The sequence below is a fragment of the Acinetobacter radioresistens DSM 6976 = NBRC 102413 = CIP 103788 genome (assembly GCF_006757745.1).
Lineage (GTDB): Bacteria > Pseudomonadota > Gammaproteobacteria > Pseudomonadales > Moraxellaceae > Acinetobacter > Acinetobacter radioresistens.
In genome coordinates this window covers 1,750,187-1,776,973 of the sequence record NZ_AP019740.1, presented here as the reverse complement: position 1 = coordinate 1,776,973, position 26,787 = coordinate 1,750,187, and the positions used below count along the sequence as shown (strand labels likewise).

Genomic DNA, 26,787 nt, shown 5'->3' with positions numbered 1-26,787 from the left:
TTCTAAATCATCTAAGCGATGACGAACATCTCCGTTTGATTCAACTTTTGTTGCAATACTTTCTAAATCATCTAAGCGATGACGAACGCGGTTCTGGAACTGATTTATCGGGGGTTATATTTCTAAATCATCTAAGCGATGACGAACGTTTGTTTAAAAGATCAACTTTCAAAGGTATCTTTCTAAATCATCTAAGCGATGACGAACTTGAAATATCATCAAACCATTTCGAGCATTCATTTCTAAATCATCTAAGCGATGACGAACCATTCTGTTCGTGATCTGTATCGCTTTAGCAATTTCTAAATCATCTAAGCGATGACGAACGTTTTCTGTGATAAAATTCTCTCGTCTTGTTATTTCTAAATCATCTAAGCGATGACGAACTTCCTATTTCAATTCGCATTTTATTAGGACTTTTTCTAAATCATCTAAGCGATGACGAACTTTAGCATTATTGCGGAGCTGGGTATGAAGTTTTTCTAAATCATCTAAGCGATGACGAACAGCGCTACTTATATGTGAGCAATATCAATTTATTTCTAAATCATCTAAGCGATGACGAACCTTTGCTCATGGGGGTTCCTTAGGCGAATGCTTTTCTAAATCATCTAAGCGATGACGAACTGACCATGCCGAAAAACAAGGACTCTGAGCAGTTTCTAAATCATCTAAGCGATGACGAACTTGAACGGTGCTAAACACATCAGGCTTGAAGATTTCTAAATCATCTAAGCGATGACGAACTCATATCCAAATTCTTGTACTCGTACTGCTTCTTTCTAAATCATCTAAGCGATGACGAACTTACCCCAATCCTTCGCCGAAGCCCTTCAACTTTTCTAAATCATCTAAGCGATGACGAACTTGATCAGCGTGCTAAAGAGCTTGAGGAAAAGTTTCTAAATCATCTAAGCGATGACGAACTAATTGGCTCCAGACTACCACCTCCCACACTATTTCTAAATCATCTAAGCGATGACGAACACAGCAAAACCCTAATTTACTTCAATCACTTTTTTCTAAATCATCTAAGCGATGACGAACAAACTACAGCTAAAAAAGTTCTCGAATATCTTTTTCTAAATCATCTAAGCGATGACGAACCTACCTTAATATCCTTAAGTACTGGCTTTGGCTTTCTAAATCATCTAAGCGATGACGAACGAAATATTGTATTTTAAGCCTTTGATTCTGAATTTCTAAATCATCTAAGCGATGACGAACTACATTGCGAATAAATTGCGTACTTTGGTATGTTTCTAAATCATCTAAGCGATGACGAACTAGAGTTAAGTTAAAACAAAACTCTTGAAATCAATTATATAAGTTTTTAATGAGTGAAAATACTTCGTTATAAAGTATAAAACTTAATTATATGATTTTATTTAATTTTACTACATATGTCAGTAATGAAGCCAAACATGTAATCTAAAATATCTTTGTCTTGGCATGTTTCAATAAGCTGCATTCGGAATTCTTTTTGATTTAATCCTTTTGCTGCACATGTAAAAGCAATTGGCATCACAAAAGCATCTTTCACTAGATCAGCTAGGTCAAAGACTAGACCCCCACGACGTGTTTTACCGTGCAAAATAGGGAGAGCAAAGCTAATTCCCATTCCATTTAAAGCAACTGCCGCATAGCCGTAGGCAATATAGTTTCCATGATCGAGATAACTGTTGGCTATATCAGCAATAGTATCATGAGAATTTTTTCCTTCATCGCGAATGAACTCAACACCAAAGCCTTTAGCAAGTTGCTTGTATAACGTTTTGGCCCAACGACCTTCGGCTGCAAGTAATTCTTGTTGATTTTCTGAACGATCAATATCTTGTTTAAATGTGTTTAAAGCATTCTCATCAATATAAATACCAGATTGAATCAAATCAAAATTTTTTTTCCATGATTGTGATACGAGGGCAATACGTTCGAGTAATAATATTTTTGCCATGAGTAATCGTGCATCATCTTCTAGCCATGCTTTCATCCAGATTTGCATATATTCAGTGGGACGATATTCACTTTGAGGCGCTAAAAATGTTAAGTCTAAGGATGAAAATAAAGGGGAGCCGCCAGAACCGCAAAACCCAACCATGACATTAGATTCTGCTAAACGTCTGGCAGCCGCATCTGTTAATGAACTACCTTTACCAAGTAGTAAAAAGGCTGTGTTTTTCTCTGGAATATTATAAAAATATTCCACAGGCTGTGAGTTCTCCGTCAAGTAAACAATTCGATCATCTTTTAAAACGACACGAACTCTCTCTAAATAAAAAACGCAGGCACGCTTTGAAAGCATAAGTGGGCGGCTGCGTTCCTGACGGAGTTGACTCATATTATATTTCCTTAAAAAACGGGTAGGGCAAAAGGACTTTCCTTACGAGCAAGCCCATAGCTATCTGGTAGTCCGTATCCCGCATTTTCGCTGTCCTGCACATCAATAATTACTGTAAAACCATGACCTGTACTGCTGACCACCTGAAAGAAGGGCATTCCTTTGGCAGTTTTTAAGCGTCTATCTCTTAAAGGTTCATTTTGATGAGAAAGCTTTGTACGTTCAGTTTTCTGAGTTGGAATACGAAACTTACGATAACTTTTCCAACCAGAAATTTTGGCAGTAGGAACAGCAATTGCGGCACCTAAAACGGTATAGTCGCGAATTTTCCAGTGTCCTTTAATTGCCTCGATTAACTCATCTAAATCATCCTGCTTTTCTGCAAAAATTCGCAAAATATCAAAGTTAGGTTTAGCTGAACGACCATGTTTTTTTTCAAACTGTTCCTGCTTCGCTTTCAATTTATCGGATATCTCCAACGCAAGCGCGTAATGCGCAGGTAGTTTTCGAAATGCACCATGAATCACGGTGTAAATTTGATTACGAATATGACCAAGTTTTAAATCCGTATCATCTGATGATTCAAGAACACGGATATCCAGATAGTAATTGGCATCCATCATTATTCACCCTCGGAGTACACGCCACCACGAATTAAACATGCAATCAGGAACATGCCTTTGTCGCTGTTTACATCCAGTTCATCAATTTCTTTTAAAATATCGAATGCAGAAACTTTATCTTTACCCACGCGATAGAAAATCTGTCCTTCTAAATTTGCCCCATTAGGTTCTACTGCAATTGGCTTTTCATCGTTTTCTTTAAACAGTGGATACCAGGTATCAATTGTTCTTAGTGCATTTCCGATTTTTTGGTCACGTAATGCAGCTTGACCTAGATATTGGTTGTCATTGGCTTTGTGGTCTGGTTTTTTCGGTGTTAATTGATATAAAGATCGGGAGAAACCTTTTGGTTTCTCTTCTAGGTAATTTTGAGAAGGGAAAACTTCTACACCGCCCATTCCGAAGTCAACAATCGCTTCAATATGCAAGGCAGCACTTGTGGATTCACCTGTAATTCCTTTTAACAAAATATCTGCTAGTTTTTGTTCTTGTTCAGACGGTTGATCAAAACTCTTAAGGTTGTAAGAAAGTGCATCAAAACTCAATGTTTCAGGGTGGTCCTGAGCAGTCACTTGAATGGTAATGCTTTCAGCGACAATACGATTACGCCATAACCAACGGCCATTCACGATATTACGTACATAACGACGCACAACTTCTTTAAGTCCATCGCTTTCTTTGGCGCGATTTACAAAACTTAAGAAAGCTTGGCGGAAATTATATTCTTCGCTTTTGTCAGCACCAGCTTTAGAAGCACTTGCAAACAGTACATAGCTCAAGTCAATAAAACGAAAGTCCCATTTCACCAAAAGTTTGGCTTTAGGTTGTAATTTTGCAGATTCGGTCAACTGAATATTGGTGACTTCGCGAGCCAGAGAATTACCTGTTGCTGCTCCTTTTTCTTTATTACCTGCGACATTTTGAGTGCCTCGAATACCGTGATACATCACGTGTAAAGGTTCTTGTTTACCATCTTCAAATAAGTTGAAAAAAGCCCCATCACTCACCACCGTGCCGCGTTGTAAAGAAAGGCTACCTGGTAATTTCTTAAAAATTGTCATGTAAAAAATTCCTTATATTCAAAAATGATTTATGCATTAATGCAATTTTGTTTTAAAAGAAAAATGTCGTCTTGCGGCCAGTGGTAGGTCCACAATAGTTTTTGCAAGTTATGCCAAGTGTCATCCTCAGCCTCGGTATTTTTCCTTAGAATCTCGCCTAAAGAAAAATACTGAACAATGCCGGTAAGCGGTTCTGCATAGGCATGTGCTGTAGTTTCCTGATCTTGTGCTTGGCGAATACCTGCTCGTTGGTCTGTGAGTGGCTCAAGTAGGGCGTACCCCAAATTAGTTGCCGATATCCAACTTAAATTTGGGTCATTAAAGAACGTTCTAAGTGCATCTGCTTTTAATGCCAACAGTTGGGTAAATGCCTGAACTCGATTAATTTGTTTACGCTGCTGATACTCAATAAGCAAATCTTGTCGGTCTAAAATGGCAAACCCAGTTTTGATTTTCTTTAAGGCATTTTCTAATTCATTTTCAGCATATATCGTAATTTCTAAAAACTCGATAATTTGTCCACCAGCGAAACGGCTACGTTTAAGTATGTTTGTTAGTTTTTCTGGACTAATCCGAGAGCTAGAAAATTTGATAATAAGGCTAAACTCTAAATGACAAGATGCTGTTGGCTGTAAAGACAATATTGGACGTTTGGCTGATTTTTTACCAATATAATCTTGCATATTTATATATGTTGCAGCTCTGCGTTGAGCAGGCGTAAAGCGCCCATAAGCTTGTCCGCCTAAACGCTGTTGGTCATGATGAATATAAATAATGCCTTGTTCTTGAGTGCCTAATTGTCTTGCTAAATGATGTGCAAACATATTGGCTGCAAACAAAGGCACACCACCTAATAACAGGCCATTGGTTTGTATATTTGCATTTTGTACTCGCATACGAGGAATCACGACATAACGACTCATCGAACAATCTCCCGTAAGCGGCGGGCGATATAACCTTCTGAATTGCTATCTAGGCTAATTGATACAGTTTCATTATTTATTTCTATATCAAAGGTTTCATTGGTGATTTTTCTAGCAAGATAATCGGAGAATTTAATTCTCCAGTGATCATCTCTTAGCTCTGGGTCAATCAAACCTTGCAAAACAAATGGAAGGCTCGGATGAACCCAGAATGAAGGACGCTCAATTTCTTCCATACTTGGTAAAATTGATTCAGCTTCTTCTAAAATATTTTTTTGAAAAGTCGCCTGTCTTAAGACATCTTTAGCAAGGATGTTCAGGAAAATAACTTCCTGATCTCGAACATCCCGATTGGTCGAAGGAGCGAAAATCTCGAGGTCATGCCAATTTTGAATGGTATTCGTCGCGGTGATAATAAGTTGGCGATTTAAAATTTCTGACCACTCTTTAATTGCTTCTTTTGCTCGTTTAGTCCCATTAAGCAGTTTTATTTTACGGGATAGTCGTATCGTAAATCCGTTATAGAAAATCGCTAAGGCTTGACGTACTTTTTCACTTGCTTGAGGAGCATCAACTGTAATAGGGCGTTGCATTGAACGCACTAGGCTTCCCACATTTTGTGGATTGGCTCCACCTATGCCAAAAATAGCAGTTTGAATGCGGTTAAACTCACTGTCTTTTTCTTTGCATAATTCATTTACAGCATCAACTTCTTGGTTCACAAGATAATTTACACCAGCAGCAGTAAGTGGACTTACTGAAACATATTCACCATTTTTGGGAATTAAAAGCTGGCGCATACGTATATCAATGTTTTCTGTACCGGCTTGATACGGCTCATTAAAAATAGATGAAATGGATGGCTTGAGCTGTTCCACTTGTTGTTGAAACTCAGCTTCTTCTGAATGGATGTCATTATTAATCATGGCTGCTTTTACGACTTTAAAAATAGAAGCCGTTTTACCTGCATTTGCCTGATAATCAGTGGGAATCAGGAAGTCTTCATTTAATAAAGTTCGAGCACTGAGATAGGGTAAATCAAGTGCTTGTTGATTACTTAAACGAATCCCGCCTTTTTCAATATTGGAGTTAATCGTTTTTAAACTAAAGTGCACAGATTCTTCTAAGGCATTTATAAAAATATCAGTTTGTGGTTCAGGCATTATCTTCCCCGTTTTTGTTATCTAGCCAATTTTTAACACATTATTTTAAAAATTAAATAAATACTGAATATTATTGCGACATTAAATGTCGCAATAATATCTTCGTAGATTTAAGAGCAAAATCTATTCTTAAAGTATGTTAGACCTTTTAAAGTGACTCTAACTTGTAAATGTGGAACTACTATGCCTGTAGAGTGTTTTATGTTTATTACTCGATGGCATAAGATTTCTCTATCTACAATATTTTGATATGACTCCCATGCAGTTTGCTTACTTCGTTTAAAAATAAATTTATTCCTGTATAAAAGTTCAATAAATACTTTAGGAGATAACTTTAGAAGTTTTGCTGACATACTCAGTGAAAAATCAGGTGATGATTTTTCTTGATTTGACAATGGATTTATATGTTCTGTGATAAGATTACTCATGAGTGAGCTCCTTTTGATACGAGTTAACTTGAAGAGCAGCACAAAAGAGTTGAGATGCTTTGTGCTGCTCAGTTCTAACTCATTATGACTAGTTAAATTTTTATATTAATAATGTAACAATAATCTAGTCTCGGGCGTTATTTTTTATTTGAATTTATGTTATTGTTATTCATTGGAGTTTTAGATGTAACAAAAAGTAATCCATCTAAAGCGATGGTCAACGAGATAATTCTTAAACAAGAATCTAGTCTCTTTCTCAACTACTTATACAGTAGCAGACAAAAAAGATTATACAGAAATAGCGGTAACTGCTTGCAACTATTTGTTAAGTACAGATAAGCTAAAATATAAGTTCAAAACGACATAAACTGTCGTTCTAAGATCGTATCTTGTTATCAGAACTTTCTCTTTTTTAAAACAAGAGATTATATTTTCATTACATTTAAATTTTAACAATAAACTATGCACGTCATTCTCATCTCAGCTTGTGAAAAAAGAGCGTTAAAGAAAACTCGAGCGATTTTGGATAGCTATGCGATTCGTACAGGACATTCATCTTGGCAAGCACCCATGACCATGGATGGCTTAAAAGAAATTCGTAGTGCACTCAAAAAAGTGGCAACCCGACAAACTGCGGTAGCTGCGTACATTAATTTTGGTGTGCGAAGAATGAAGCTTGCATGGGTTGTGGGCGCAAAACATAAATTTGCACACGACGGTGCCTATCCGGTTGCATCGACCAAGAAACAGCAAAAATTACTGATGCTGGATGAATGGGTCAAAGTAAGTAGCTTATTGGCGGGTGCAGCAGGGGACATGCATGATATTGGTAAAGCTTCACAACATTTTCAGAAAAAATTAAGTCCAGAAATGGCGGGGCAAAAAATTAAAGATGACATTCGACATGAATGGCTGTCTTTAAAACTGTTACAACAACTCAGAAAAAATGGATGGGACTGGCAGCTTGCCTGGAAGAATTTAGATAAAGGTTTAGATAAATTTACTTTAGGTGATCGACAAGAAATTGAACAGGGAGTCCAAAACGAATTAGAAGCAGTCGATTATTTGGTTGTTACGCATCATGGGTTATTAGGCGTGGAAGAAGCTTTAAAAAATGATCCACTCGCATTACCTCACTATGAAAATCATGTTCGAACATTAGTTCCAAGCCGTGAACAAATGAGCTGTGCCGGTGAATTGCCAGACTCTATTTTTAAAAGCCATCAAAAACGTATGCAACGTTTAACTGCATTAATACCAAAACAAAAAACAGACCAGCTTTTATACTGGAAAGCCTTAGCACTACATTCACGAGCAGCTTTGATTCATGCAGATCATATTGTCTCGGCACAACAATATTCTTTGCAAAAGCCTGAAAATGTATCGTTATTTGCAAATACAAAGCTTAAAACTATAGACCAAGACAAGCAAGCCAAATTACAAGATCAACCACTAGAATGGCATTTACACCAAGTCGGAGATCGCGCTTCACGAATCGCAGTTCAAATGATGACTGATTTGAGTTTATCTGGTCTATCTGAACAAACCGTTGAATATATTTGCCAGCCAACGACTCACCCGCGGTTCCAATGGCAAAATATCGCAGCAAATGCCTTGCAAAGAAATATACAGAAGCATCCTGAAACACCGGCACTAGTATTTAATATTGCAGGGACAGGAAGCGGTAAAACCCGTATGAATTTGCGCGCTGCTTGTACTTTACGACCAGATGACCCAAGATTAGCGATTGCGCTTAATTTGCGTTCTCTAACTTTGCAGACTGGGCATGCACTTAAAACATCGATGAATCTATCGGAAGATGAAATTGCTGTGATTATCGGGAATACGGTTACCCAGACTTTATTCGATCAAAGTAAAGAGAAAATTGAGTTCTTGGATGAAGATGAAAATCATCCGGAACCTATGTTTGATGCCTGGGGGGAAGACTGCGATTTACCAGACTGGTTACATCCATTATTTACGGTTGAAAAAAATGGACGTAAAGTTTTAGATCAAAAGGAAACGACTATTCTTGCTTCACCATTACTGGTGTCAACGATTGATTATCTGACTGCAGCGGGTGAACCACATAGACAAGGACATCACGTTAAAGCATTACTTAGGATAATGAGTAGTGACCTGATTTTAGATGAAGTGGATGGCTATGAACCTCAAGCCCTCATTGCCGTGTTGCGTTTAGTTCAGCTCGCTGCTTTGTATGGTCGAAACGTGATTTGTTCTTCAGCAACTTTATCACTGACCGTTGCCAAAACAATTCATCGAGCCTTTGAGTCAGGCATACAGATGCGGGCGGCTCTGTATGGAAATAAGAAAAAATCAATCATTGCGATTATTGATAATGAGCTTAAACCAAAAATATGGTTAGAGCAGTCAAATCAAAAATCAGAATTTAATGGAAATTATCAAAAACATTTGGATGATTTGCAAATTCACTTGTGCTCTAAGCCAACTCATCGACTGGCTCAGTTGCTTTCATTACCTGAAACTACAGTTTTATCGTGGAAACAGTCAGTATTAGAAGCAGTAAAGCAACTTCATCAAGCGCATGCATGGAATTTTAAAAAGACAGAAAAGAAAATTTCTTTGGGGCTGATACGGGTTGCCAATATTAAACATGCAATTCGACTTGCCCAATTTTTATCAGATCATTTACCTGAGGCAAATATTGCTTGTTATCATGCAAATGATTGGCTTATTTCAAGATTTTATAAAGAGCAACGTTTAGATCAGCTTTTAACACGTCATAAAGATGGTAAGAAAAGAAAAACGGGTAATGAGCAGATCGAGCAAGATGATGAAATGATTGATCTCATTCAAAAATCTAATTCTTTAAATATTCCCTTTATTGTGGTTGCGACACCAGTAGAAGAAGTGGGACGAGATCATGATTTTGATTGGGCCATTATTGATGCCTCAAGTGTGCAATCCATTGTACAAACAGCAGGACGAGTCAATCGTCATCGATTGGAAAAAGTACAGCAACCCAATATTATGATTCCACAGTGGAATTATCGTTATTGTGAACAACGAGATATTGAAAAAAACAAGCAACAAACCAGACAGCGCAGACGCGTATTTGTTTATCCGGGTTATGAAGGATATGGTTCATCGGTAACATCAACTTATTCATCTCAAGATTTAAACGAGCTTTTGCCTTGGGATCTTCAATCTCAATTAGTGATTAATGCCCGATTGCGTTTTGATCAGTTAAATTGTTTATTTGCAGAATATGATGATCAACAAATTAAAAGTTTTTGCCAGAATTATTTTAATGATCAAGGAGATCAGTTATTTTCTCGGTCTGATGTAGATGCAAGTATCATGACAGAGAATATTTATAATTTAACGCCTTTACGTGAACGTAATTATCAAGAAACCTATATGTTTGAGTGGGCTGAGAGCTTAACTGTTAAAAAGCAAGTATATGGTTTTGATGCGAAAGCGACGAAGACCTTAAAATATCCGAAATATGGTTTGGTATGGGACCAAGTGAAATTCGAAGAAATTCCTGCTAAACCGCAAGCATGGTTAGCCCTCACTCCCCAACAAATGAAAGATTACTGTGACGAGTACCAGATTGCCCATGAGCAAGGCTGCCGTTTATCTTTAACACTTTACAATAGAGATGCAGTATCTATGTGGTCTTATGATTATGGCTTTGGCATCATGTCAAAGTAGATTAATTTTATATTTAAAAGATAAGGTTCAAGAAAAAATTTTCCTATTTAATCTAATCTAGTGATTATGTTGACCAGTCTTCGCGGATCAGCTCTATTAATTCACGAGAGGCTTTAGGAAGTACCTTATCTTTTAACCAGACCAAATAGACCGGCATAGGGAGCTGATTCTGTGTATTTTTAAAATTTAACTGGATTAGCCGGCCGGTATCAATCAGATCTTTTACCAGAGATAAAGGAAAGTTACCCCAGCCTAAGCCTATCTCCACCATATCAATTGCTGTCTGTAGATGGTTGGTTCGCCAGTAAGAAGCACCTATCACAGGCCTTAAATCTGTTATGTCTAGCTCGGTACTTGCAACTAATATCTGCCGTACATTAATCAGATCTTCAATAAAAATTGCATCTTTATTTGTATGTACCAATTCATGGTTTGCTGAAATTGTAGCTACCACTGTCTCTGTAGTAACAAGCTGCAAATATTCCTGCATCTTAATATTTTGACCGGAACTGGCCAGACAGATACTGATCTGTTCTGCATAAAGCATATGTAGAATATCATCCTGTGGCGCTGTAATAACTTCAATATGAAGCAGGGGATATTTTGAGGCAATTTTTTGTATAGCCAGCAAGAGCTTCCGGTTATTTACATCAGAAACGACACCTATTTTTAAAATATTCTCCAGGCCCAAAGACAGTTCACATGCATGCTTCGTCATTTGCTTAAGTTGCTCTGAAATCATTCTGGCCTGTGGTACTAATGCCAGCGCCGTAGCTGTAGGAATAACCTTGCGTGGAGTTCTTTCAAAAAGCATTAGTCCTAATTCTGCCTCTAGGTTGGCTATACCCATGCTTACTGCCGACGGAACCCTGCGTAAATTTCGTGCGGCCGCAGAAAAAGAGCCTGCATCAAGAACAGCAAGAAATAACTCAATATTTTCACTACTAAAATTCATTTGTTATCAGTTCAACTGAAAGCTATTAACTTTATCAATAATTCTAACTGAAATTAAAATAGGGAATCTTATTAATTTGTTCAGGTAATCTCATTCATGCAAGGAATGAAACGTCGAGTAGTTTATATCACTAGCTATGAAATCATCGGAATGGGAATTTCTTCGCTATGTTTCGCTTTATTGACTGGTAGCACATTAAGCCATACTGGACCTCTAGCAATTTTAGTGACCAGTATGGCGGCACTTTGGAATCTGGTATATAACCTGATGTTCGAAGCATGGGAAAGACGTCAAACGATGCGTACCCGTACTGTGAAACGGCGTATAGCCCACGCAATAGGGTTTCAGCTCACCCTAATAATTTTTCTAATTCCTCTTATTGCCTGGTGGATGGAAATTACATTACTCAAAGCATTTATTTTAGATGCTTCTTTAATTGTTATTATTCCTTTTTATACTTTTACCTTTAACTGGATTTTTGACCAGTTATTTGGTGTGCCGCTTTCTGCTCAACCTATAGCTAAATAGATTTTATTAAAATATAGTATTGAGGATTTTTCTGATCTATAGAAAATATACAGAATAGAAGTATATTTTCTATATTTTAAATTAAATAATATGTAAATAAGTTTTTGATTTTAATGATATTATACTTTATGGGATAAAGTATCATTGATTTATCATGATATTATAAAAACATAGGAAGATTATATTTAAAACTAATTTAATATTTGAATTAATCCTATAAATAATGAAATATACTAAATTAAAAATTTATTTTATATAAAAAATAATTGAGAAACTGAAAAAGAATTATATGCCTAGTAATAGTACTTAACTACCTTCTCTTAATTAGACTTTTTAACATGCCACTCCAAAGCAGTTTTGAATCATTAACTTTAGGTTAATGATTCTGCTTTCAGGTTGATTGATCCTGCATACTAAAAAGAGTTTTATAGATCAGGAGATAAGTATTAAGGAAAGCCTCATGGAAGGTTCGGTTCAGAATAAAGAACGTATATGGACAAAACGTCGACATGCAAAACAACTCAAACTGGAAATGGCTGCAAAATATGCCGATGGCTGCATTATTCCGGCAGAAGATATTATAAAAGTATTAGAAATACTGATTACACCAGGCGATAAAGTAGTTCTGGAAGGAAATAACCAGAAACAGGCAGATTTTCTATCTCGCTCACTGATACAAGTCAATCCGGAAATTCTGCATGACCTGCATATGATTATGCCCAGCGTTGGGCGTCCGGAACATCTGGATCTGTTTGAAAAAGGTATTGCCCGCAAGTTGGACTTTTCTTTTGCAGGAACACAAAGTCTTAGAATCAGTCAATTAATTGAAGACGGGCTGCTCGAAGTTGGAGCCATTCATACTTATATTGAACTCTATTCACGGTTACTGGTTGATCTTATTCCCAACGTTGTACTTTCAGCAGGTTTTATGGCAGACCGGCAGGGTAATATCTATACCGGCCCAAGTACAGAAGATTCTCCAGCTTTAATAGAACCTGCTGCTTTTAGTGACGGCATTGTAATAGTCCAGGTAAATGAACTGGTTGATGATGTTACAGATTTACCGCGGGTTGATATTCCTGCTTCATGGGTAGATTTTGTCGTGGTAGCAGATAAACCATTTTATATCGAACCTTTATTTACACGTGATCCGAAACACATCAAGCCTGTGCATATATTGATGGCCATGATGGCGATCCGCGGTATTTATGAACGTCATCAAGTGCAATCTTTAAATCATGGGATCGGTTTTAACACAGCAGCGATTGAACTGATTTTACCTACTTATGGCGAATCCCTGGGTTTAAAAGGCAAGATTTGCCGCAACTGGACACTCAATCCGCACCCGACATTAATACCTGCCATTGAAACTGGTTGGGTGGAAAGTGTGCATTGCTTCGGGACCGAGCTAGGCATGGAAAAATATATTGCTGCCCGCCCTGATGTATTTTTTACCGGTCGAGATGGCTCATTACGTTCTAACCGTATGATGTGCCAGTTGGCTGGACAGTACGCAGTAGATCTGTTTATTGGAGCAACGCTTCAGGTAGATGGAAGCGGGAACTCTTCCACAGTTACTAAAGGCCGACTTGCCGGTTTTGGTGGAGCGCCCAATATGGGCCATGACCCTCGTGGACGCAGACATGCCACACCTGCCTGGCTGGACATGCGGACCACAGAACAAACTGATACAGATACTTATCTCGCTCGTGGCAAGAAACTGGTTGTACAGATGGTAGAAACCTTTCAGGAAGGCAGGAAACCTACTTTTGTAAATACGCTTGATGCGGTAGGTGTAGCTCAAAAAGCTGGTATGGCACTGGCACCTATCATGATTTATGGTGACGATGTAACCCATTTACTCACTGAGGAAGGAATTGCCTACCTATATAAAGCCCGCAGTATGCAAGAACGAGAAGAGATGATTGCAGCGGTTGCAGGTGTAACTGATATAGGTCTTAATCATAACCCTAAAACAACTGAACGCCTGCGTCAGGAAGGTCTGGTGGTCTTTCCAGAAGACCTAGGGATACGCCGTACTGATGCAACACGCGAATTACTAGCTGCCAAAAATATTGCAGAGCTTGTGTCCTGGTCAGATGGCTTATATCAACCACCTGCAAAATTCAGGAGCTGGTAATAATGGCTGTTTTAACCGGAACTTCTTTGACTGTGGCCGAGCGGCTGGCTGAATTTGCCGTCCAGGCATTACTAGATGAAGTAAATCTGACTCCTAAGCCGGCACTGGTCGACCAGCGTGGCAGTGGTGCACATGATGACCTTAGCCTTGAGCTAATGGAGCATTCTGCACAAAGCCTGTTTCCCATGTTTAAGGCAATGGCTCAGGCCGCAGAAAAATATGGAACTGTCTGTCAGTCATTAAGAGAAGAAATTGGTCATATTGGGCGTCAAGGTGAGAAGCAAATGCTGCAGGTAACTCAAGGCATTAATACGCATCGTGGTGCAATCTGGTCACTTGGATTAATGGTCACTGCTACAGCGCTTACTCTTGTAAAGCAGAAAAGACTAACTGTACCTGACTTATGCAGGCTTGCCGGAAAAATTGCCTGTTTGGAAGACCGGTTCATTCCAGTACAGGCATTAACACATGGCCAGAAAATCCGGCAGCAATATGGCATAAATGGTGCCAAACAGCAGGCCCAGCAAGGTTTTCCAGTAATAGTTCAGTATGGTTGGCCGCAATTATGCCTGAGCCGTAGTAAAAGCATAAGTGAAAGTCATGCACGGCTTGATAGCTTGCTTGCCATGATGTCACAGCTTACAGATACCTGTGTCATTTATCGAGCTGGCCTTTCCGGGCTAGAACAGATGCAGGACGGTGCAAAATATGTTCTGGCCTCAGGAGGAAGTTCTACCTTAAAAGGACAGCAGGCTTTACAACAGCTAGAACATAATTTACTGGCCATTAGAGCGTCGGCCGGGGGAGCAGCAGATTTACTGGCAGCCTTACTGTTTCTGGATAGCATAAGCAGAATGGACCATAAAATATTAAAGGATGACCAAGTATGGAAATATTAAATTTTGAATTTAATGCAGGAAAAGTACCTCAAAAATCTATTGTAGTTGGCTGTGTAGGTTCAGGAGATCTGGAAATCCTGGTGGAACCCGGTTCAGAAAGAAAGCTTAAAGTCAGGGTAACAACTTCAGTAGATGGCAGCAGTCAGCGTTGGAATAACCTGTTTGAACGGGTATTTACCAGCCAGCTTCCGCCAGCAGTCAATATTGATATCCACGATTTTGGAGCGACACCGGGAGTTGTCCGTTTAAGGCTGGAACAGGCCTTTGAGGAGATAGAAAATGCCGGATAAAAATAAACTACTAGAACAGCAGAGCTTTATTGAATTAAATGCCCGTGAACGTGCTTGGTCATTTCTGGACCCGAACAGCGGGCGTGAACTGCTTGATCCATTTGCACGAATTATGTCGCCATGGCTGCCCAAGCAAAATATTGTACCGCAGGCCGATGATGGCGTTGTAATTATCAAAGGATTAATCCAGCAGCAACCTACTGTTGTCATCTCAATTGAGGGTGTATTTCAGGGAGGAAGTCTTGGGGAAGTCGGCGGTGCCAAAATTGCTGGCGCACTTGAAATGGCAATCGAAGATAACCGTCAGGGAATTCCGACCGCCGCTATTTTACTGCTAGAAACTGGTGGCGTACGTTTGCAGGAGGCTAACTTGGGTCTGGCTGCTATTGCAGAAATTCAGGCAGCAATTGTTGAGCTTAGACAATACCGGCCTGTGATTGGAATTATTGCAGGAAGTGTGGGTTGCTTCGGTGGAATGTCAATTGCAGCAGGATTATGCAGTTACCTGATCATAACACAGGAAGGTCGTCTTGGGTTAAACGGACCACAGGTAATTGAACAGGAAGCAGGTATACAGGAATATGACGCTAAAGACCGTCCTTTTATCTGGAGTATTACCGGAGGGGCTCAGCGCTTTGCCAGTGGCTTGGTCGATGCTTATGTACAAGATGACCGAGAACAAATGAAACAACAGGTGATTGGCTATATGCAGCAGGGTATACCTCAACTGCATCGCAGTTCAGACTATTCTTTTTATCTGCCCAAACTCAGTCAAATAGATACATCAGAACAATTATTGCCTGTTCAGGTGCAAGCGTTGTATCAGGGAGAACAGACATGAATATGGACATAAACGCCATCAAGTTTTCAGTTCGGGGTAAACACTGGTTTGAAATTTTAACACGAGGTTTCCAGAAAATTGAAACTGGCATTCATTCTCTGCTGGTTGCCGATGGACAAATAGACGGGCAGATGTTGCGGGTATTTGCAGTTGTACCGGATATTCATAATCACTTTCCACGGGCACGCAAAGGCGAGGTAGGACTCCTTGAAGGATGGTCACTGGCAAAAGCTGTAGATCAACTTATTCAACTCGATGAAGGAAAAAAAGATAAGCGTGCAATTCTATGTATTGTCGATGTGCCGAGTCAGGCTTATGGGCGTCGTGAAGAATTGCTGGGGATACATCAGGCTTTGGCCGGTGCAGTAGACAGTTATGTACGTGCACGTCTGGCCGGACATCCGGTAGTCAGCCTACTGGTCGGAAAATCAATGTCGGGTGCTTTTCTGGCTCATGGCTATCAGGCAAACCGGATTTTAGCACTAAAGGATTCTGGCGTGATGGTACATGCCATGGGCAAAGAATCTGCTGCCCGTGTAACATTACGTACAGTAGATGAGCTGGAGCAACTGGCTGCCAATATACCACCAATGGCGTATGACATTGAAAGCTACAACACATTAGGATTACTGTCTGACATGCTGGAAGTCAGTGATGCAGACCAGCCTACCGGCCAGGACATATTTAATGTCCAGCAGGTTCTGGTTCATGCATTTATCAATATTAGGCAACAGGGCATGACTGACCTTAAACACCGTTTGAATGCAGAAAATCGTAAAGCCTCTAAACAGGTACGTGAATTATTACGTGAGCAATGGTCATGAATACTCAGCTGCAGCCACATGACTTGCTGTGGGGAATGACGCCGGCTATGTTACCGCAAAATGCGCCTGAATGGGTAGCACATGAATTGTCACGGGAAGTGCCGGTGGTGATACGCCGTGCATCTACCCGTCCTGCTGTAATTGCAGTCGGTATTCGTGGAAAATGCCGTAGCCTACGCTATGCCACCGAGATGCCTGTTCAGGCGATTACCCAACATATCAAGCCTGAGGCGCTGGTGAAAACAGACCTTGCCGGGTTTCCCCATCTCCAGCAAAGCCTAGAACTGGTAGGGCAGGTTATGGAAAGTATTGGCTTACCTTGGGGTTATACCGGTAGTACAGGCTTTGAACTGGCAACCGGTCTGAGAACAGTGACAGAACAGAGTGATATAGACCTGTTAATACGTGCAGAGTGCTTAATGGAAAAAGAGCAGGCACGAACTATTTTACAGCAGCTCGATGCCCTTAAACTCAAAATAGATGTACAGCTTCAGACCCCTTCAGGTGGCATCGCATTAAGGGAGTGGGCACAAGCAGCAGGAAGTATTTTACTAAAATGTCAAAATGTGGCTGTTTTAGTGCTCAATCCTTGGAACTTGGAAGGAGCTTAGTATGAGTTCGATCTGGGTATATCCGGGACAGGGCGCCCAAAAAATCAATATGTTACATGAGCTGCCAACCCATAAACTGGTGAAACAATATCTTGAACAGGCGTCTGACGTTTTAAAACAGGATGTGCTGCTACTGGACCAACCTGAAAATCTCAGATCAACTTATGCAGTTCAGTTATGTTTATATCTGTCGGGCATAATTAGTTCTGCTCTTCTAACTGAACAGAATATTTATCCAGACTACGTGGCCGGTTTATCGATTGGAGCATGGGCAGCAGCGACCGTCGCCGGTGTAATCAGTTTCGAAGATGGTTTAAAACTTGTGGCCAGACGAGGTGAGCTAATGCAACAGGCTTATCCGCAAGGATATGGTATGACAGCAGTAATCGGCACAGATCGTATGAGGGTTGAACAATGGATATCACAGGTTCGTATAGAAACCCCAGATATATACATAGCCAATATCAATGCCAGCGATCAGATAGTCATTTCAGGTTCAGAGGAAGCAATGCAACAGGTTTCCAGCCTTGCACGTCTGGACGGCGCAATCGTAAAACGTCTGGCGGTTAGTGTCCCTTCACACTGTATATTGCTTGAACCGCAGGCCAGACAGCTACATATCGATATAAAAGGAGTAGCTTCCGCACAACCTAAAATTAAATATTTAAGTGGTACCTCTGCACGTTTACTGCGAACAGATGCCCAGATACTCGATGACCTTACTTTTAATATGAGCCGGATGATTGACTGGGAGAGTACGGTCCAGGCTGCTTGGGAAAGAGGAGTCAGATTACATATTGAAGCTTTACCCGGCACTGTACTGACCGGCTTGGCACGAAAAATATTTAAAGAGGGTTCAGTTTTATGTTTTCAGAATACTCAACTGGACAGTTTGATCACTGCAATGCAAAAAGAGCAGATAAGCTGAAGTAAAATCTAGTTAAAACAATATGATGTAGCTCAATGGATAGAGGAATTTAAAATGATTATATATGGAACAGCAATTCTGGCAATCTGCCATCTGTTAGGTGATTATCTTGGAAATACTTTAGGCCTGCTGTTGGGTGTAAAGGCTAATGTGGGCGGTGTTGCCATTTCCATGATCCTGTTAATTCTGGCCAAAGAAATCTTAATGAAAAAGGGATATTTGCCTCAAGTAACCCAGTTTGGAGTGCTGTACTGGTCAGGAATGTATATTCCTATCGTGGTCGCAATGTCGGCAGGCCAGAATGTAGTTGCTGCATTGTCTGGCGGAATGGTGGGTATCATTGTTGCGGTGACTTCCTTAATAGGCACAGTATTTGTGATTCGTTACCTAAACCGTATGAGTGGTGATTACGAAACTTATAACTGGTCTATCGAAGCCAAAGAAAAGACTGCCTAATAATAATCAGAATTAATGGACTAAAAAGGAAAAATTATGGATGCACTTATTGCAGTTTTAAGTAAAAATGCGCTAGTCACTGCGCTTGCAGTGACAGGGCTGATGATGTTTGTCTCCCATCTGCTTTCAAAATATCTGACTAAAGGTAAGCTGCAGAGCTCGGCTATCGCTATTACGTTAGGGCTGGTCGTCGCCTACTTTGCTGGTGTATATACGCAGGGTACGAAAGGAATTTCAGATATTGCAATTTTCTCAGGTTTTGCCTTGCTGGGTGGGGCCATGATTCGGGATCTTGCCATTGCTTCAACAGCATTTGAAGTTGATGTGAAAGAAGTGAAAAAGGCTGGGAAAATTGGTTTTGTTGCCCTATTACTGGGCTGTGTAGTGCCTTTTATAATTGGTGCTATGATTGCCTGGGTAATGGGATATAAAGACCCTGTTTCAATGACGACTATCGGAGCTGGCGCAATGACTTATATTGTAGGCCCGATTACCGGTACGGCCATTGGTGCCAGTTCTGAAGTTATTGCGTTGTCTATCGCAATTGGCCTGATCAAATCTGTCTTCTTTATGGTCGGTACTCCTTTACTTGCAAAATTTATGTACCTGAAAAGCCCGCGCTCAGCCATGGTTTTTGGCGGCCTTGCAGGTACTACCAGCGGTACTGCAGCAGGCCTTGCTGGAACAGATGTTCGTCTGGTGCCTTATGGTGCGCTGGTTGCAACTTTTTATACAGGACTGGGATGTCTGCTTGGACCTTCTGTATTTTTCCTGACAATAAATGCTCTTTTTGGCTAAAACTGTTAACATCCTCAAATGAGCAATAGCTGAAATCAACTCTGTTGCTCAATTATTCAAGCAGATACTGCTGGGCAAACATCCGGCATTCTGCAATCAAGGCCAAAAGATTCGGATCACGTTCTTTACTTTTAAGAAAGACCAGACCTATTTCCTGCTTAATCTGGTACTTCGCCTGTAAAGGAATAAGACGGACCGAGCTTTCATAAATAGATGAAATACGGCCGGGGAGCAGTGCAAGACCAACACCACTACTCACCATGCTGATTAAAGTAAAAATATCACTAACCTGTAAAAAAACTTTTGGATCAATTCCTGCCTTCTCAAAGACTGTATCACTATCATTGCGGGTTGCGAAACCTTTTGAAAGTGTCAGGAATGTCTCATCTTTAAGTAAACTCAGATCAATTTCATGTTCTTCGGCGAGCAAAGAGTTTTTATTTACAGCCAGGTAAATACTGTCCTGAAACATAGGTAGCCGTTCAAAATCCAGATCATCTGTGGTGTCATTGAGAGCCACAATAATTGCATCCAGCTCGGTAGATTTTAATTTTTTTACCAGATCCAGATTGGAACTGAGCAGAAGTTGAATATCAAGTTCGCCGCGTCGTAATTTTAAACCGCTAATCACATTTGGTATGGTATTTACTGTAAGTGAATAGAGTGAACCCAAATGCAGGACTTTGGCTGCAAACCCTGCGGCTTCACGGGTTTTATTTACAGTGGTGATCATATCCTGAACAAGTTTTTGTGAATGCTCTTGCAGTACATAAGCACTTTTTAAGGGAATCAGGTTACGGCCTTCATTTTTAAATAACGGACAACGTAGCGCGCTTTCCAGAGAATGCAGTGCTTTGTGTACGCTAACCGTACTGATCTGCATTTCTGCTGCAGTTTTCGACAAATTTCCATAGCGCATGAACATGAGAAATATCTGTATTTTTTTTAGAGTGAGCTCTTCATCAATTTCCATATCTTCTGTTATTTCCAGTATTCAAGACATCCAGCTTTTTTATCATAATGATTTGTATGGAAAATGATATTGAATAAAAGCTTCATTTCAAAAATTTATATATAAACTGATGCACTATCTAATTAAAATTAATAAACACGCATAAAAGAATAATCTATTCAAGGCTAAACCGGGCAATTTTAACTGATCCAGTTTAGCCTTAAGCGGGTTTGCAAATTAGTTTACTGATAAAGAAATAATTTTATAGTACTGGTTAACCGGCTCCGCTTTAGGATTTTGAGTTTCTGTTATCTCAAGCAGGTATTGTCCTGCGGCTGGAAACGTCAGATTTGCTCTACCTTTTAAATCGGTCAGAACAGTTTTTGTATTTTGTTCACTTTGACCTTTTTCCTTTATTACTATTTCTGCTTTAGTTAAAAGCTTATTATTTTTTGAAACTGCTAAGCTTACAGGATGTCCTGCCTTAATATTATTCGGATGACTGGAAAACTTGACTTGGAGGGGAAAATCTATTTTTTCTTTAACTTCAGTCAGTTTGGTTTTCGAGAGATATGTTTCAATACTCCACTCACGAGTCACATTTTTTAATTGAGGTGTTTTCTTGAAATCACCAGGAATAACATAGTCCCGCTCAGCAATACTTTTTTCTTTTCCTTCTGTTGTATCATAAAAAATCTTCCATTCTTTATTATAAAGCGCATATTGCAGCGGATAGGAGACTTTTGACGAGATATAGTATGTTCCGTCAAGTTTTAAAGCTAAGTCAAAAACAGTTGCCGATTTTAATTGAGTATTCGGGGTAACCGTCGTTTGACTTTGATCTGGTTGAGTAATATGAAAGACCACATCTTTTAAAGCATATTCACTGGCAAAAGGAACCTCCGCATAACCGGAAATAACAGGTATTTGAGTATTTTCAGTGATAAATGCTAGAGGCGCTACATAAGGTTCATGTGCGAATACAATGCTGGGTATCAGGGCGACTAAAAAAATATAGTTTTTCATTTTAAGCTTATCAAGGGTTTTTGAGCATAAAGTATATATGAAAATGATTCTTATTTCATAATTTATACTGTCTAACCTGTGAGCTGGTAGAACTATTAAAAATGATTATAAAAGTTATTAACTTTGAATCACTATTAAATTTCATCTAGATAAATATATATTTGATTTTAGCTATAATTTTTCTATTTAAGCTATGCTTTTATAATATTAATTTATACTTTAAAAGTATCATAATAATTTTAATTAAATCTAAAAATTAGTTTTATTTTATGGGTCAGATAATGTAGAGTGAATTAATCAGCTTTGTTAAAGCTGGTACAGGAATTGCTTAAAAAACAAGTATGTTTTTAGCTAGGTGAATGGATATGGAATCACTCAGCCAACAGATGGATTTGAATCATTATTCTCGTAAAGCTGATTTTGCGCAAAGCTTGATGTCCCAAATCTGTGGAGAGCACCGTTTAGATACAACATGTCGCGATACTCTTGATTTTCATTATGATGGTTTAAGATTGCCTCATAAACATATGGCCATTGGTACCATCAGCTATGGTGCCAACGTTGCAATTAATATTTCTAAGCTGAGAGCTTATAGCATCAGTTTACCGATTCATGGTAAACAGGCATTGAATGTACATGGGGCAAAATATCTTTCGCATGAGACAAAAGGATTAATTGTTTCAAATGCAGAGTTACAGGACCTGGTCATAGATAAAGACTGTAAAAAAATTCAGGTAGTAATTCCGGAACAGAGCCTGCAAATGGTACTTGCAGACCTTTTAAATAGAAAAGTTGAGCAGCCTGTTATTTTTAATCCTGAAATGTGTCTGGATTCGGGCCAGCTTATTGAAGCATGGTGGAAAAATATACAGAACTTTTTACAGCTTAAGTCTCAATATACAGGTTTTTATGGTTTACAGATGCTGTCTGAAGATTATGAGAATTTTGTGATCAAGGCGCTGCTTTTATCGCAGGAAAATAATTATTCTCATGCATTGAAGGAGCTGTCTCAGCAGCGGGAGCCTTCTTATATTAGCAAAGTTCGGAATTTTATTGTGGCACATGCCCATGAAGAAATTTGTGCTGATGATTTACAGCGTTTAGCTAGTGTATCAAAATCCAAATTATATGAAGAATTCCAGTATTACTACGGAACCAGCCCGATGTCTTATTTGCGTAAATACCGTTTACAGCAAATCTATAAAATTTTAAGTAGTTCAGATCATCACAGAAAACTTTCGATTTCTAAGCTTGCCTATGATTGGGGATTCAACCATTTAAGTCGTTTTTCTCAGGAATATCGAGAAGAGTTTGGTGAAAATCCGAGTGAGACAAGGTCCAGAATTTTATAAACTTCTGGCAGCTATAAAAAAGCTGATTTAGATAAAAATCTAAATCAGCTTTTATTTTTAAGTTTTATACTCTAGACAGAACCTTCCAGTTTTAATGCCTGTCTGGTTTTTGCTTTTTCCTGCATAACTTTTAAACTTAATGCGATAAAAGAAATAAAGGTTGGAATTGCCAAAATAAAGAAGATACCGCTCAGGCTCAGGTTAAATGTAAAGATCAGAGAACCGAAGAAAGCACCTAAAATTGCACCAATACGTCCAATTCCATGCATCCAGGAAACTCCTACGGCACGGCAGGCAGTAGGATAAAAGATTGCCGAGAGTGGAAGCAGAGAAGATTGTGCACCTGCCAGTAATGCACCAATCAGAAAGATGGTGATGCCAAGCAGTAAGATATTTGAACTGACCAGACCGGCAATAATCAGTAAGGCAAATGCACTTAAATATGAGTATTTAATAACAGTGGTTGGATTCAACTTGTCCATGTACCAGCCCATAAGTGTTGCACCAATGACGCCCCCGAACGGGAAGATGGCTGCAATCAGACTGAACTGTTGTGTGGTAAAACCGGCTGTTTTCAAGATGGTTGGCATCCAGCTGGTTAACAGGTAAAACACCAGCAAACTCATGAAACAGCAAAGCCATAACATGCTAGAGCCCCAAAGATATTTACCTAACACCAGTTTGACTGGACTTTCACTGCTCTGGTTTTCAGCTTGAGTGAGCACCAGTTTGACAGGTTCAGCGAAACATTGGCCCTGAATATTTTCCAGAATATTTTGTGCTTTTTGCTGCTGGTTACGTTTGATCAAGTACTGAGTGGACTCAGGAAGCTTGAATAGAAGAAATGCAACAAGAATAAGAGGAATAGCTCCCCCAATAATAATTACTTTAGCCCAGCCTAAGCTTTCGAGCAAATAAGCAGAAAGTACCCCACCACAGGAAATACCCAGCATAAAACCGCAACCAGCCAGACCGGTTAAAAAGGCTTTACGTTTAACGGGCATGTATTCAGATACAATCGTACTAATATTTGGCATGGCTGCTCCTAAACCCACACCAGTAATGAAACGATAAATCATTAGTTCCTGAGTAGTGCTGGCAAAGCCACATAACACGGTAAAAATCCCGAACAGTAAAGTGGTCAATACAATTACTCCTTTACGTCCAAATTTATCTGCCATTGGACCAGAAATAATGGCACCAATTGACATACCGACTAATGCTGCACTTAATACAGGCGCCAGCTGTGGTTTACTGATGCCCCAGTCATCCAGTAATGCGGGTGCGATAAAACCAATAATGCCAGTATCTAATCCATCGCAAAAGAAGACCAGAAAACCCAGAGTGAATACGACCCATTGCAAGGGTGAAAGTTTGTCACGGTTAATTACAGTATTTGCATCTATTGTCTTCATACTGATTCCTTTCAAAATATAAAATGATGACACTCAAATTGTTGAATCTGGTTCATGCGCTACAGATCAAAATTTCTATACAATGTATTAAAAAATAGAATTCGATTATTTTTATCAGCCTCATTATTGAGACTGCCCCAACACCTTGACCATTACAGATCAATAACGCTTAAATCTTGTTGCCAGTGATCTGTTCAATCTCCTGTAAACTGACTAAATGTTTTTAGCTCATCACAGGATATAGCTATAAACGCTCTTTCCAATTGAACTCTTTTTAACCATATTTCACTATCCAATAAATCCTGATATTCATCCGTTTTTTCCATATTGTTTTATCGGGTGATGTTTATGAGTTAAAAAAAAGTAAACATATAATTTAAGGTAAAAACCTGAATTAATTGAAAATTGGAATATAAGTATTTTTAAGAAGAAAAAAAATCTGAGCCAAAAATTTTGGCTCAGATGAAGATATTAAGCAGCTGCACGTCGTCGTTCAACTTCGCTAGAAGGAGCAGCTTCTGCTTCTTTCACGAGCTCAACATTAAAAGTGATGTACTTGAATGGCTTTTCCAGTTCGCGACGGGCTATTTCAGCTTCATCAGTCACATCTGTTGCTGTGGCAACCAGCCCGTCACGGGTAGCAAAGGCAAAGTCATCCCACAGATACTCGTCACCTTCGATATTGAACTGTGTGGTGAGCTTGCGGTAACCCGGTGCCGATACAAAATAATGCACATGAGAAGGGCGGTTACCATGACGGCCGAGCTTGTTTAAAAGCGCCTGGGTAGTGCCTTCTGGCGGGCAGCCATAACCTACCGGCATGGTGGTCAGGGCAACATATTTACCATTCACATCTGTAAGGATGGTACGGCGCAGGTTAAAGTCGGACTGGGACTTGTCAAAGAATGAATAGTTCCCCAGGCTGTTGGCATGCCAGACTTCTACCTTGGCTCCTTCAATAATATTGCCCTCTGTATCAGTAACTGTGCCTTCAATGATCAGAGTGTCGACCTTGTCGGACTCGGAGCCGTCATCCATACGGGCAAAGCCGACAGACTCAGGGGCACCGGCCACATAGAGCGGGCCTTCGATGGTACGGGGAGTGCCGCCAGTGATACCGGCCTTGGCATCTGCCTCATCGGCACGCAGGTCGAGGTAGTGTTCAAGACCGAGCCCGGCAGCGAGCAGGCCGAGTTCATTGGCCTGACCTGCATCGGTCAGGTATTCGAGGCCTTTCCAGACTTCAGAGGGCTGGATGTCGAGGTCTTCGATAGCCTGGAACAGATCCCCGAGCAGGCGGACGACGACCTGCTGAATGCGCTCATCGACCGGGCCTTTGGCAGTATCGACATTCATTTGTTTTACGAGCGCATCAATTTGTTGACGGTTCATACTATCACTCCTTAAGTATGTATAAGACACTAACAGGGGCTGACGAGAGATCAGCCTCTGAAAAAACGTCTTGTTGTTATCTTTCCTTGGTACAACTTGTTTTATGGGCTATGGCTGGTATTACTCTGTAAAAATTTTTCGCTATAAATCCGATAATCCTGCAACTCTTCAATATCCAGCCAGCTTTTAACTGCCTCAATCATGGGTGGAGGACCACACAAATACATATCAAATGCCTGCTCAGCGAGCTGGTCTCTATTTAAATGCTCCTGAATATAGCCAGTTTTTCCTGTCCATGTACTTGAAGCTTTAGTCACAATCGGCTGATAACTAAAGTTGGGAATACGTTCAGCATAACTCTGCAGCCGCTGCTGTTCACATAAATCAGCCTCACTATTTACACCATAAAATAGCTGAACGGCAGGTGTGTTAGGCTGTTCTGCGATATTGTCGAGCATACCCAAAAAGGCTGACAGTCCGGTTCCACCAGCGATAAAAACCAGTGGACGTTCTACTTCGCGCAAATAAAAGCTGCCTAAAGGGGCTTCCATCATTAAGATTTGACCAACCTCACAGCGCTCACGTAAGTAATTGCTCATTACTCCATCCGGCAACAACCGGATTAAAAACTGTAGCTGGTTAGAGTGATTTGGCCGGTTGGCAAAAGAATAAGAGCGCCAGTCTGGTGTGCCTGGAATCTGTAAGCGTGCATATTGTCCTGGCAAAAACTGTAACTGTTCCTTATGTGTGCTGGCATCAAGGTGTAAAATTGCAGTTGTTTCAGAAACCAGCTCAACAGCAGTGACTGTGGTGGCAAGCTTGAGCGTGTCACCTGCGTTACAGATATTTGAGTTATGGTCAAAATAAAAAGCAGCATTTGACATGACCCGGGTCTGACAAGCCAGCATTTTACGCTCAGCGAGATCCCGCTCGCTTAACGCATCTTCATCAACATAATCCTGCTCGTAAATGCCAGTTTCACACTGTCCTTGACAGGTGCCACATACACCTTCACGGCAGTCTAAAGGGAGGTTGATTCCCTGACGAACAGCCGCATCCAGCAATAGCTCGTCATCATTTACCGAGATAAAAAAAGTTTTACCATCTGCAAAGTTGAGTGCAACAGAATGCCCCATGTGTCACTC

At 40.0% G+C, this 26,787-nt stretch carries 24 protein-coding genes and 1 CRISPR repeat array (1 of these 25 running past the window's edge); of the genes, 12 read left to right on the top strand and 12 right to left on the bottom strand.

All coding sequences use genetic code 11. The features are described from left to right. A CRISPR array of direct repeats spans window positions 1-1,287; the repeat unit is 28 nt; unit sequence TTTCTAAATCATCTAAGCGATGACGAAC (it extends 2,221 nt beyond the left edge of the window). 97 nt (window positions 1,288-1,384) lie between these two features. The 6 genes from cas1f to ACRAD_RS08320 form a co-directional block, all read right to left on the bottom strand. Further along, on the bottom strand, window positions 1,385-2,338 hold the full coding sequence (gene cas1f / locus ACRAD_RS08345; protein ID WP_005026499.1) for a type I-F CRISPR-associated endonuclease Cas1f: 954 nt from the start codon (window positions 2,336-2,338) through the stop codon (window positions 1,385-1,387). An 11-nt stretch (window positions 2,339-2,349) separates the two neighbouring features. After that, window positions 2,350-2,958 (bottom strand): type I-F CRISPR-associated endoribonuclease Cas6/Csy4, encoded by a 609-nt coding sequence (locus ACRAD_RS08340; RefSeq protein ID WP_026055488.1) that lies wholly within the window; start codon window positions 2,956-2,958, stop codon window positions 2,350-2,352. A gap of 2 nt (window positions 2,959-2,960) precedes the next feature. Then, window positions 2,961-4,022, bottom strand: coding sequence for a type I-F CRISPR-associated protein Csy3 (csy3, locus tag ACRAD_RS08335; protein WP_005026493.1), 1,062 nt, complete (start codon window positions 4,020-4,022; stop codon window positions 2,961-2,963). Between the two features lie 29 nt (window positions 4,023-4,051). Next, a complete protein-coding gene (gene csy2 / locus ACRAD_RS08330) occupies window positions 4,052-4,945 on the bottom strand; it encodes a type I-F CRISPR-associated protein Csy2 (RefSeq protein ID WP_005026491.1) in 894 nt (297 codons plus the stop codon). Then, entirely contained in the window at window positions 4,942-6,108 is a 1,167-nt protein-coding gene (locus ACRAD_RS08325; RefSeq protein WP_005026489.1) for a hypothetical protein, read from the bottom strand. The genes csy2 and ACRAD_RS08325 overlap by 4 nt, the downstream gene beginning before the upstream one ends. 110 nt (window positions 6,109-6,218) lie before the next feature. Next, entirely contained in the window at window positions 6,219-6,536 is a 318-nt protein-coding gene (locus ACRAD_RS08320) for a phage antirepressor KilAC domain-containing protein (RefSeq protein WP_005026486.1), read from the bottom strand. 462 nt (window positions 6,537-6,998) lie between these two features. Here ACRAD_RS08320 and cas3f point away from each other — a divergent pair, with 462 nt between their 5' ends. Beyond that, complete coding sequence (gene cas3f / locus ACRAD_RS08315; protein ID WP_005026483.1) at window positions 6,999-10,235, top strand: type I-F CRISPR-associated helicase Cas3f; 3,237 nt, start codon at window positions 6,999-7,001, stop codon at window positions 10,233-10,235. A 64-nt stretch (window positions 10,236-10,299) separates the two neighbouring features. On the opposite strand, the gene ACRAD_RS08310 is transcribed toward cas3f, so the two are convergent. Then, window positions 10,300-11,190 carry a LysR family transcriptional regulator gene (locus tag ACRAD_RS08310; protein ID WP_005026482.1) on the bottom strand — a complete coding sequence of 297 codons (891 nt, stop codon included), beginning with the start codon at window positions 11,188-11,190 and terminating at the stop codon, window positions 10,300-10,302. A gap of 96 nt (window positions 11,191-11,286) precedes the next feature. Here ACRAD_RS08310 and ACRAD_RS08305 point away from each other — a divergent pair, with 96 nt between their 5' ends. From ACRAD_RS08305 to madM, 10 genes are all read left to right on the top strand, one after another. Further along, window positions 11,287-11,718, top strand: a complete 432-nt coding sequence (locus ACRAD_RS08305) for a PACE efflux transporter (RefSeq protein WP_005026480.1) — start codon at window positions 11,287-11,289, stop codon at window positions 11,716-11,718. 460 nt (window positions 11,719-12,178) lie between these two features. Further along, on the top strand, window positions 12,179-13,858 hold the full coding sequence (mdcA, locus tag ACRAD_RS08300) for a malonate decarboxylase subunit alpha (RefSeq protein ID WP_005026479.1): 1,680 nt from the start codon (window positions 12,179-12,181) through the stop codon (window positions 13,856-13,858). A gap of 2 nt (window positions 13,859-13,860) precedes the next feature. Beyond that, window positions 13,861-14,757 carry a triphosphoribosyl-dephospho-CoA synthase gene (locus tag ACRAD_RS08295; RefSeq protein WP_005026477.1) on the top strand — a complete coding sequence of 299 codons (897 nt, stop codon included), beginning with the start codon at window positions 13,861-13,863 and terminating at the stop codon, window positions 14,755-14,757. After that, entirely contained in the window at window positions 14,745-15,047 is a 303-nt protein-coding gene (locus ACRAD_RS08290) for a malonate decarboxylase subunit delta (protein ID WP_005026475.1), read from the top strand. Before ACRAD_RS08295 ends, ACRAD_RS08290 begins: the two co-directional genes overlap by 13 nt. Then, window positions 15,037-15,888 carry a biotin-independent malonate decarboxylase subunit beta gene (locus tag ACRAD_RS08285; protein ID WP_005026473.1) on the top strand — a complete coding sequence of 284 codons (852 nt, stop codon included), beginning with the start codon at window positions 15,037-15,039 and terminating at the stop codon, window positions 15,886-15,888. Before ACRAD_RS08290 ends, ACRAD_RS08285 begins: the two co-directional genes overlap by 11 nt. After that, the gene (gene mdcE / locus ACRAD_RS08280; RefSeq protein WP_005026471.1) at window positions 15,885-16,712 is read left to right on the top strand and encodes a biotin-independent malonate decarboxylase subunit gamma; all 828 of its coding nucleotides are present in this window, start codon (window positions 15,885-15,887) and stop codon (window positions 16,710-16,712) included. Before ACRAD_RS08285 ends, mdcE begins: the two co-directional genes overlap by 4 nt. After that, a complete protein-coding gene (locus tag ACRAD_RS08275) occupies window positions 16,709-17,323 on the top strand; it encodes a malonate decarboxylase holo-ACP synthase (protein WP_005026464.1) in 615 nt (204 codons plus the stop codon). Before mdcE ends, ACRAD_RS08275 begins: the two co-directional genes overlap by 4 nt. A gap of 1 nt (window position 17,324) precedes the next feature. Continuing rightward, the gene (gene mdcH / locus ACRAD_RS08270) at window positions 17,325-18,251 is read left to right on the top strand and encodes a malonate decarboxylase subunit epsilon (protein ID WP_005026462.1); all 927 of its coding nucleotides are present in this window, start codon (window positions 17,325-17,327) and stop codon (window positions 18,249-18,251) included. Window positions 18,252-18,305: 54 nt separating this feature from the next. Further along, window positions 18,306-18,707 carry a malonate transporter subunit MadL gene (gene madL / locus ACRAD_RS08265; RefSeq protein WP_005026459.1) on the top strand — a complete coding sequence of 134 codons (402 nt, stop codon included), beginning with the start codon at window positions 18,306-18,308 and terminating at the stop codon, window positions 18,705-18,707. A 36-nt stretch (window positions 18,708-18,743) separates the two neighbouring features. Then, entirely contained in the window at window positions 18,744-19,505 is a 762-nt protein-coding gene (madM, locus tag ACRAD_RS08260; protein ID WP_005026453.1) for a malonate transporter subunit MadM, read from the top strand. 52 nt (window positions 19,506-19,557) lie between these two features. On the opposite strand, the gene ACRAD_RS08255 is transcribed toward madM, so the two are convergent. After that, the gene (locus ACRAD_RS08255; protein ID WP_005026448.1) at window positions 19,558-20,478 is read right to left on the bottom strand and encodes a LysR family transcriptional regulator; all 921 of its coding nucleotides are present in this window, start codon (window positions 20,476-20,478) and stop codon (window positions 19,558-19,560) included. Between the two features lie 216 nt (window positions 20,479-20,694). Beyond that, window positions 20,695-21,483, bottom strand: a complete 789-nt coding sequence (locus ACRAD_RS08250) for a DUF4198 domain-containing protein (protein ID WP_005026446.1) — start codon at window positions 21,481-21,483, stop codon at window positions 20,695-20,697. Window positions 21,484-21,848: 365 nt separating this feature from the next. Between ACRAD_RS08250 and ACRAD_RS08245 the strand changes: the two genes are divergently transcribed. Then, complete coding sequence (locus ACRAD_RS08245) at window positions 21,849-22,835, top strand: AraC family transcriptional regulator (protein ID WP_005026444.1); 987 nt, start codon at window positions 21,849-21,851, stop codon at window positions 22,833-22,835. Between the two features lie 71 nt (window positions 22,836-22,906). Here the strand turns inward: ACRAD_RS08245 and ACRAD_RS08240 are convergent, their stop codons facing one another. From ACRAD_RS08240 to antC, 3 genes are all read right to left on the bottom strand, one after another. Continuing rightward, a complete protein-coding gene (locus tag ACRAD_RS08240) occupies window positions 22,907-24,250 on the bottom strand; it encodes an MFS transporter (RefSeq protein WP_005026442.1) in 1,344 nt (447 codons plus the stop codon). A gap of 471 nt (window positions 24,251-24,721) precedes the next feature. Next, on the bottom strand, window positions 24,722-25,642 hold the full coding sequence (gene catA / locus ACRAD_RS08235; protein ID WP_005026437.1) for a catechol 1,2-dioxygenase: 921 nt from the start codon (window positions 25,640-25,642) through the stop codon (window positions 24,722-24,724). A 101-nt stretch (window positions 25,643-25,743) separates the two neighbouring features. Further along, a complete protein-coding gene (antC, locus tag ACRAD_RS08230) occupies window positions 25,744-26,778 on the bottom strand; it encodes an anthranilate 1,2-dioxygenase electron transfer component AntC (protein WP_005026435.1) in 1,035 nt (344 codons plus the stop codon). Between the last annotated feature and the right edge of the window lie 9 nt (window positions 26,779-26,787).

Coding starts and splice junctions, on each gene's coding strand:
- madM (WP_005026453.1), top strand. CDS start 18,744: ATGGATGCACTTATTGCAGTTTTAAGTAAAAATGCGCTAGTCACTGCG.
- ACRAD_RS08295 (WP_005026477.1), top strand. CDS start 13,861: ATGGCTGTTTTAACCGGAACTTCTTTGACTGTGGCCGAGCGGCTGGCT.
- cas1f (WP_005026499.1), bottom strand. CDS start 2,338: ATGAGTCAACTCCGTCAGGAACGCAGCCGCCCACTTATGCTTTCAAAG.
- ACRAD_RS08285 (WP_005026473.1), top strand. CDS start 15,037: ATGCCGGATAAAAATAAACTACTAGAACAGCAGAGCTTTATTGAATTA.
- ACRAD_RS08305 (WP_005026480.1), top strand. CDS start 11,287: ATGCAAGGAATGAAACGTCGAGTAGTTTATATCACTAGCTATGAAATC.
- ACRAD_RS08290 (WP_005026475.1), top strand. CDS start 14,745: ATGGAAATATTAAATTTTGAATTTAATGCAGGAAAAGTACCTCAAAAA.
- ACRAD_RS08255 (WP_005026448.1), bottom strand. CDS start 20,478: ATGGAAATTGATGAAGAGCTCACTCTAAAAAAAATACAGATATTTCTC.
- mdcE (WP_005026471.1), top strand. CDS start 15,885: ATGAATATGGACATAAACGCCATCAAGTTTTCAGTTCGGGGTAAACAC.
- ACRAD_RS08245 (WP_005026444.1), top strand. CDS start 21,849: ATGGAATCACTCAGCCAACAGATGGATTTGAATCATTATTCTCGTAAA.
- ACRAD_RS08240 (WP_005026442.1), bottom strand. CDS start 24,250: ATGAAGACAATAGATGCAAATACTGTAATTAACCGTGACAAACTTTCA.
- ACRAD_RS08340 (WP_026055488.1), bottom strand. CDS start 2,958: ATGGATGCCAATTACTATCTGGATATCCGTGTTCTTGAATCATCAGAT.
- ACRAD_RS08275 (WP_005026464.1), top strand. CDS start 16,709: ATGAATACTCAGCTGCAGCCACATGACTTGCTGTGGGGAATGACGCCG.
- ACRAD_RS08310 (WP_005026482.1), bottom strand. CDS start 11,190: ATGAATTTTAGTAGTGAAAATATTGAGTTATTTCTTGCTGTTCTTGAT.
- catA (WP_005026437.1), bottom strand. CDS start 25,642: ATGAACCGTCAACAAATTGATGCGCTCGTAAAACAAATGAATGTCGAT.
- ACRAD_RS08320 (WP_005026486.1), bottom strand. CDS start 6,536: ATGAGTAATCTTATCACAGAACATATAAATCCATTGTCAAATCAAGAA.
- madL (WP_005026459.1), top strand. CDS start 18,306: ATGATTATATATGGAACAGCAATTCTGGCAATCTGCCATCTGTTAGGT.
- csy3 (WP_005026493.1), bottom strand. CDS start 4,022: ATGACAATTTTTAAGAAATTACCAGGTAGCCTTTCTTTACAACGCGGC.
- cas3f (WP_005026483.1), top strand. CDS start 6,999: ATGCACGTCATTCTCATCTCAGCTTGTGAAAAAAGAGCGTTAAAGAAA.
- antC (WP_005026435.1), bottom strand. CDS start 26,778: ATGGGGCATTCTGTTGCACTCAACTTTGCAGATGGTAAAACTTTTTTT.
- ACRAD_RS08250 (WP_005026446.1), bottom strand. CDS start 21,483: ATGAAAAACTATATTTTTTTAGTCGCCCTGATACCCAGCATTGTATTC.
- ACRAD_RS08325 (WP_005026489.1), bottom strand. CDS start 6,108: ATGCCTGAACCACAAACTGATATTTTTATAAATGCCTTAGAAGAATCT.
- mdcH (WP_005026462.1), top strand. CDS start 17,325: ATGAGTTCGATCTGGGTATATCCGGGACAGGGCGCCCAAAAAATCAAT.
- csy2 (WP_005026491.1), bottom strand. CDS start 4,945: ATGAGTCGTTATGTCGTGATTCCTCGTATGCGAGTACAAAATGCAAAT.
- mdcA (WP_005026479.1), top strand. CDS start 12,179: ATGGAAGGTTCGGTTCAGAATAAAGAACGTATATGGACAAAACGTCGA.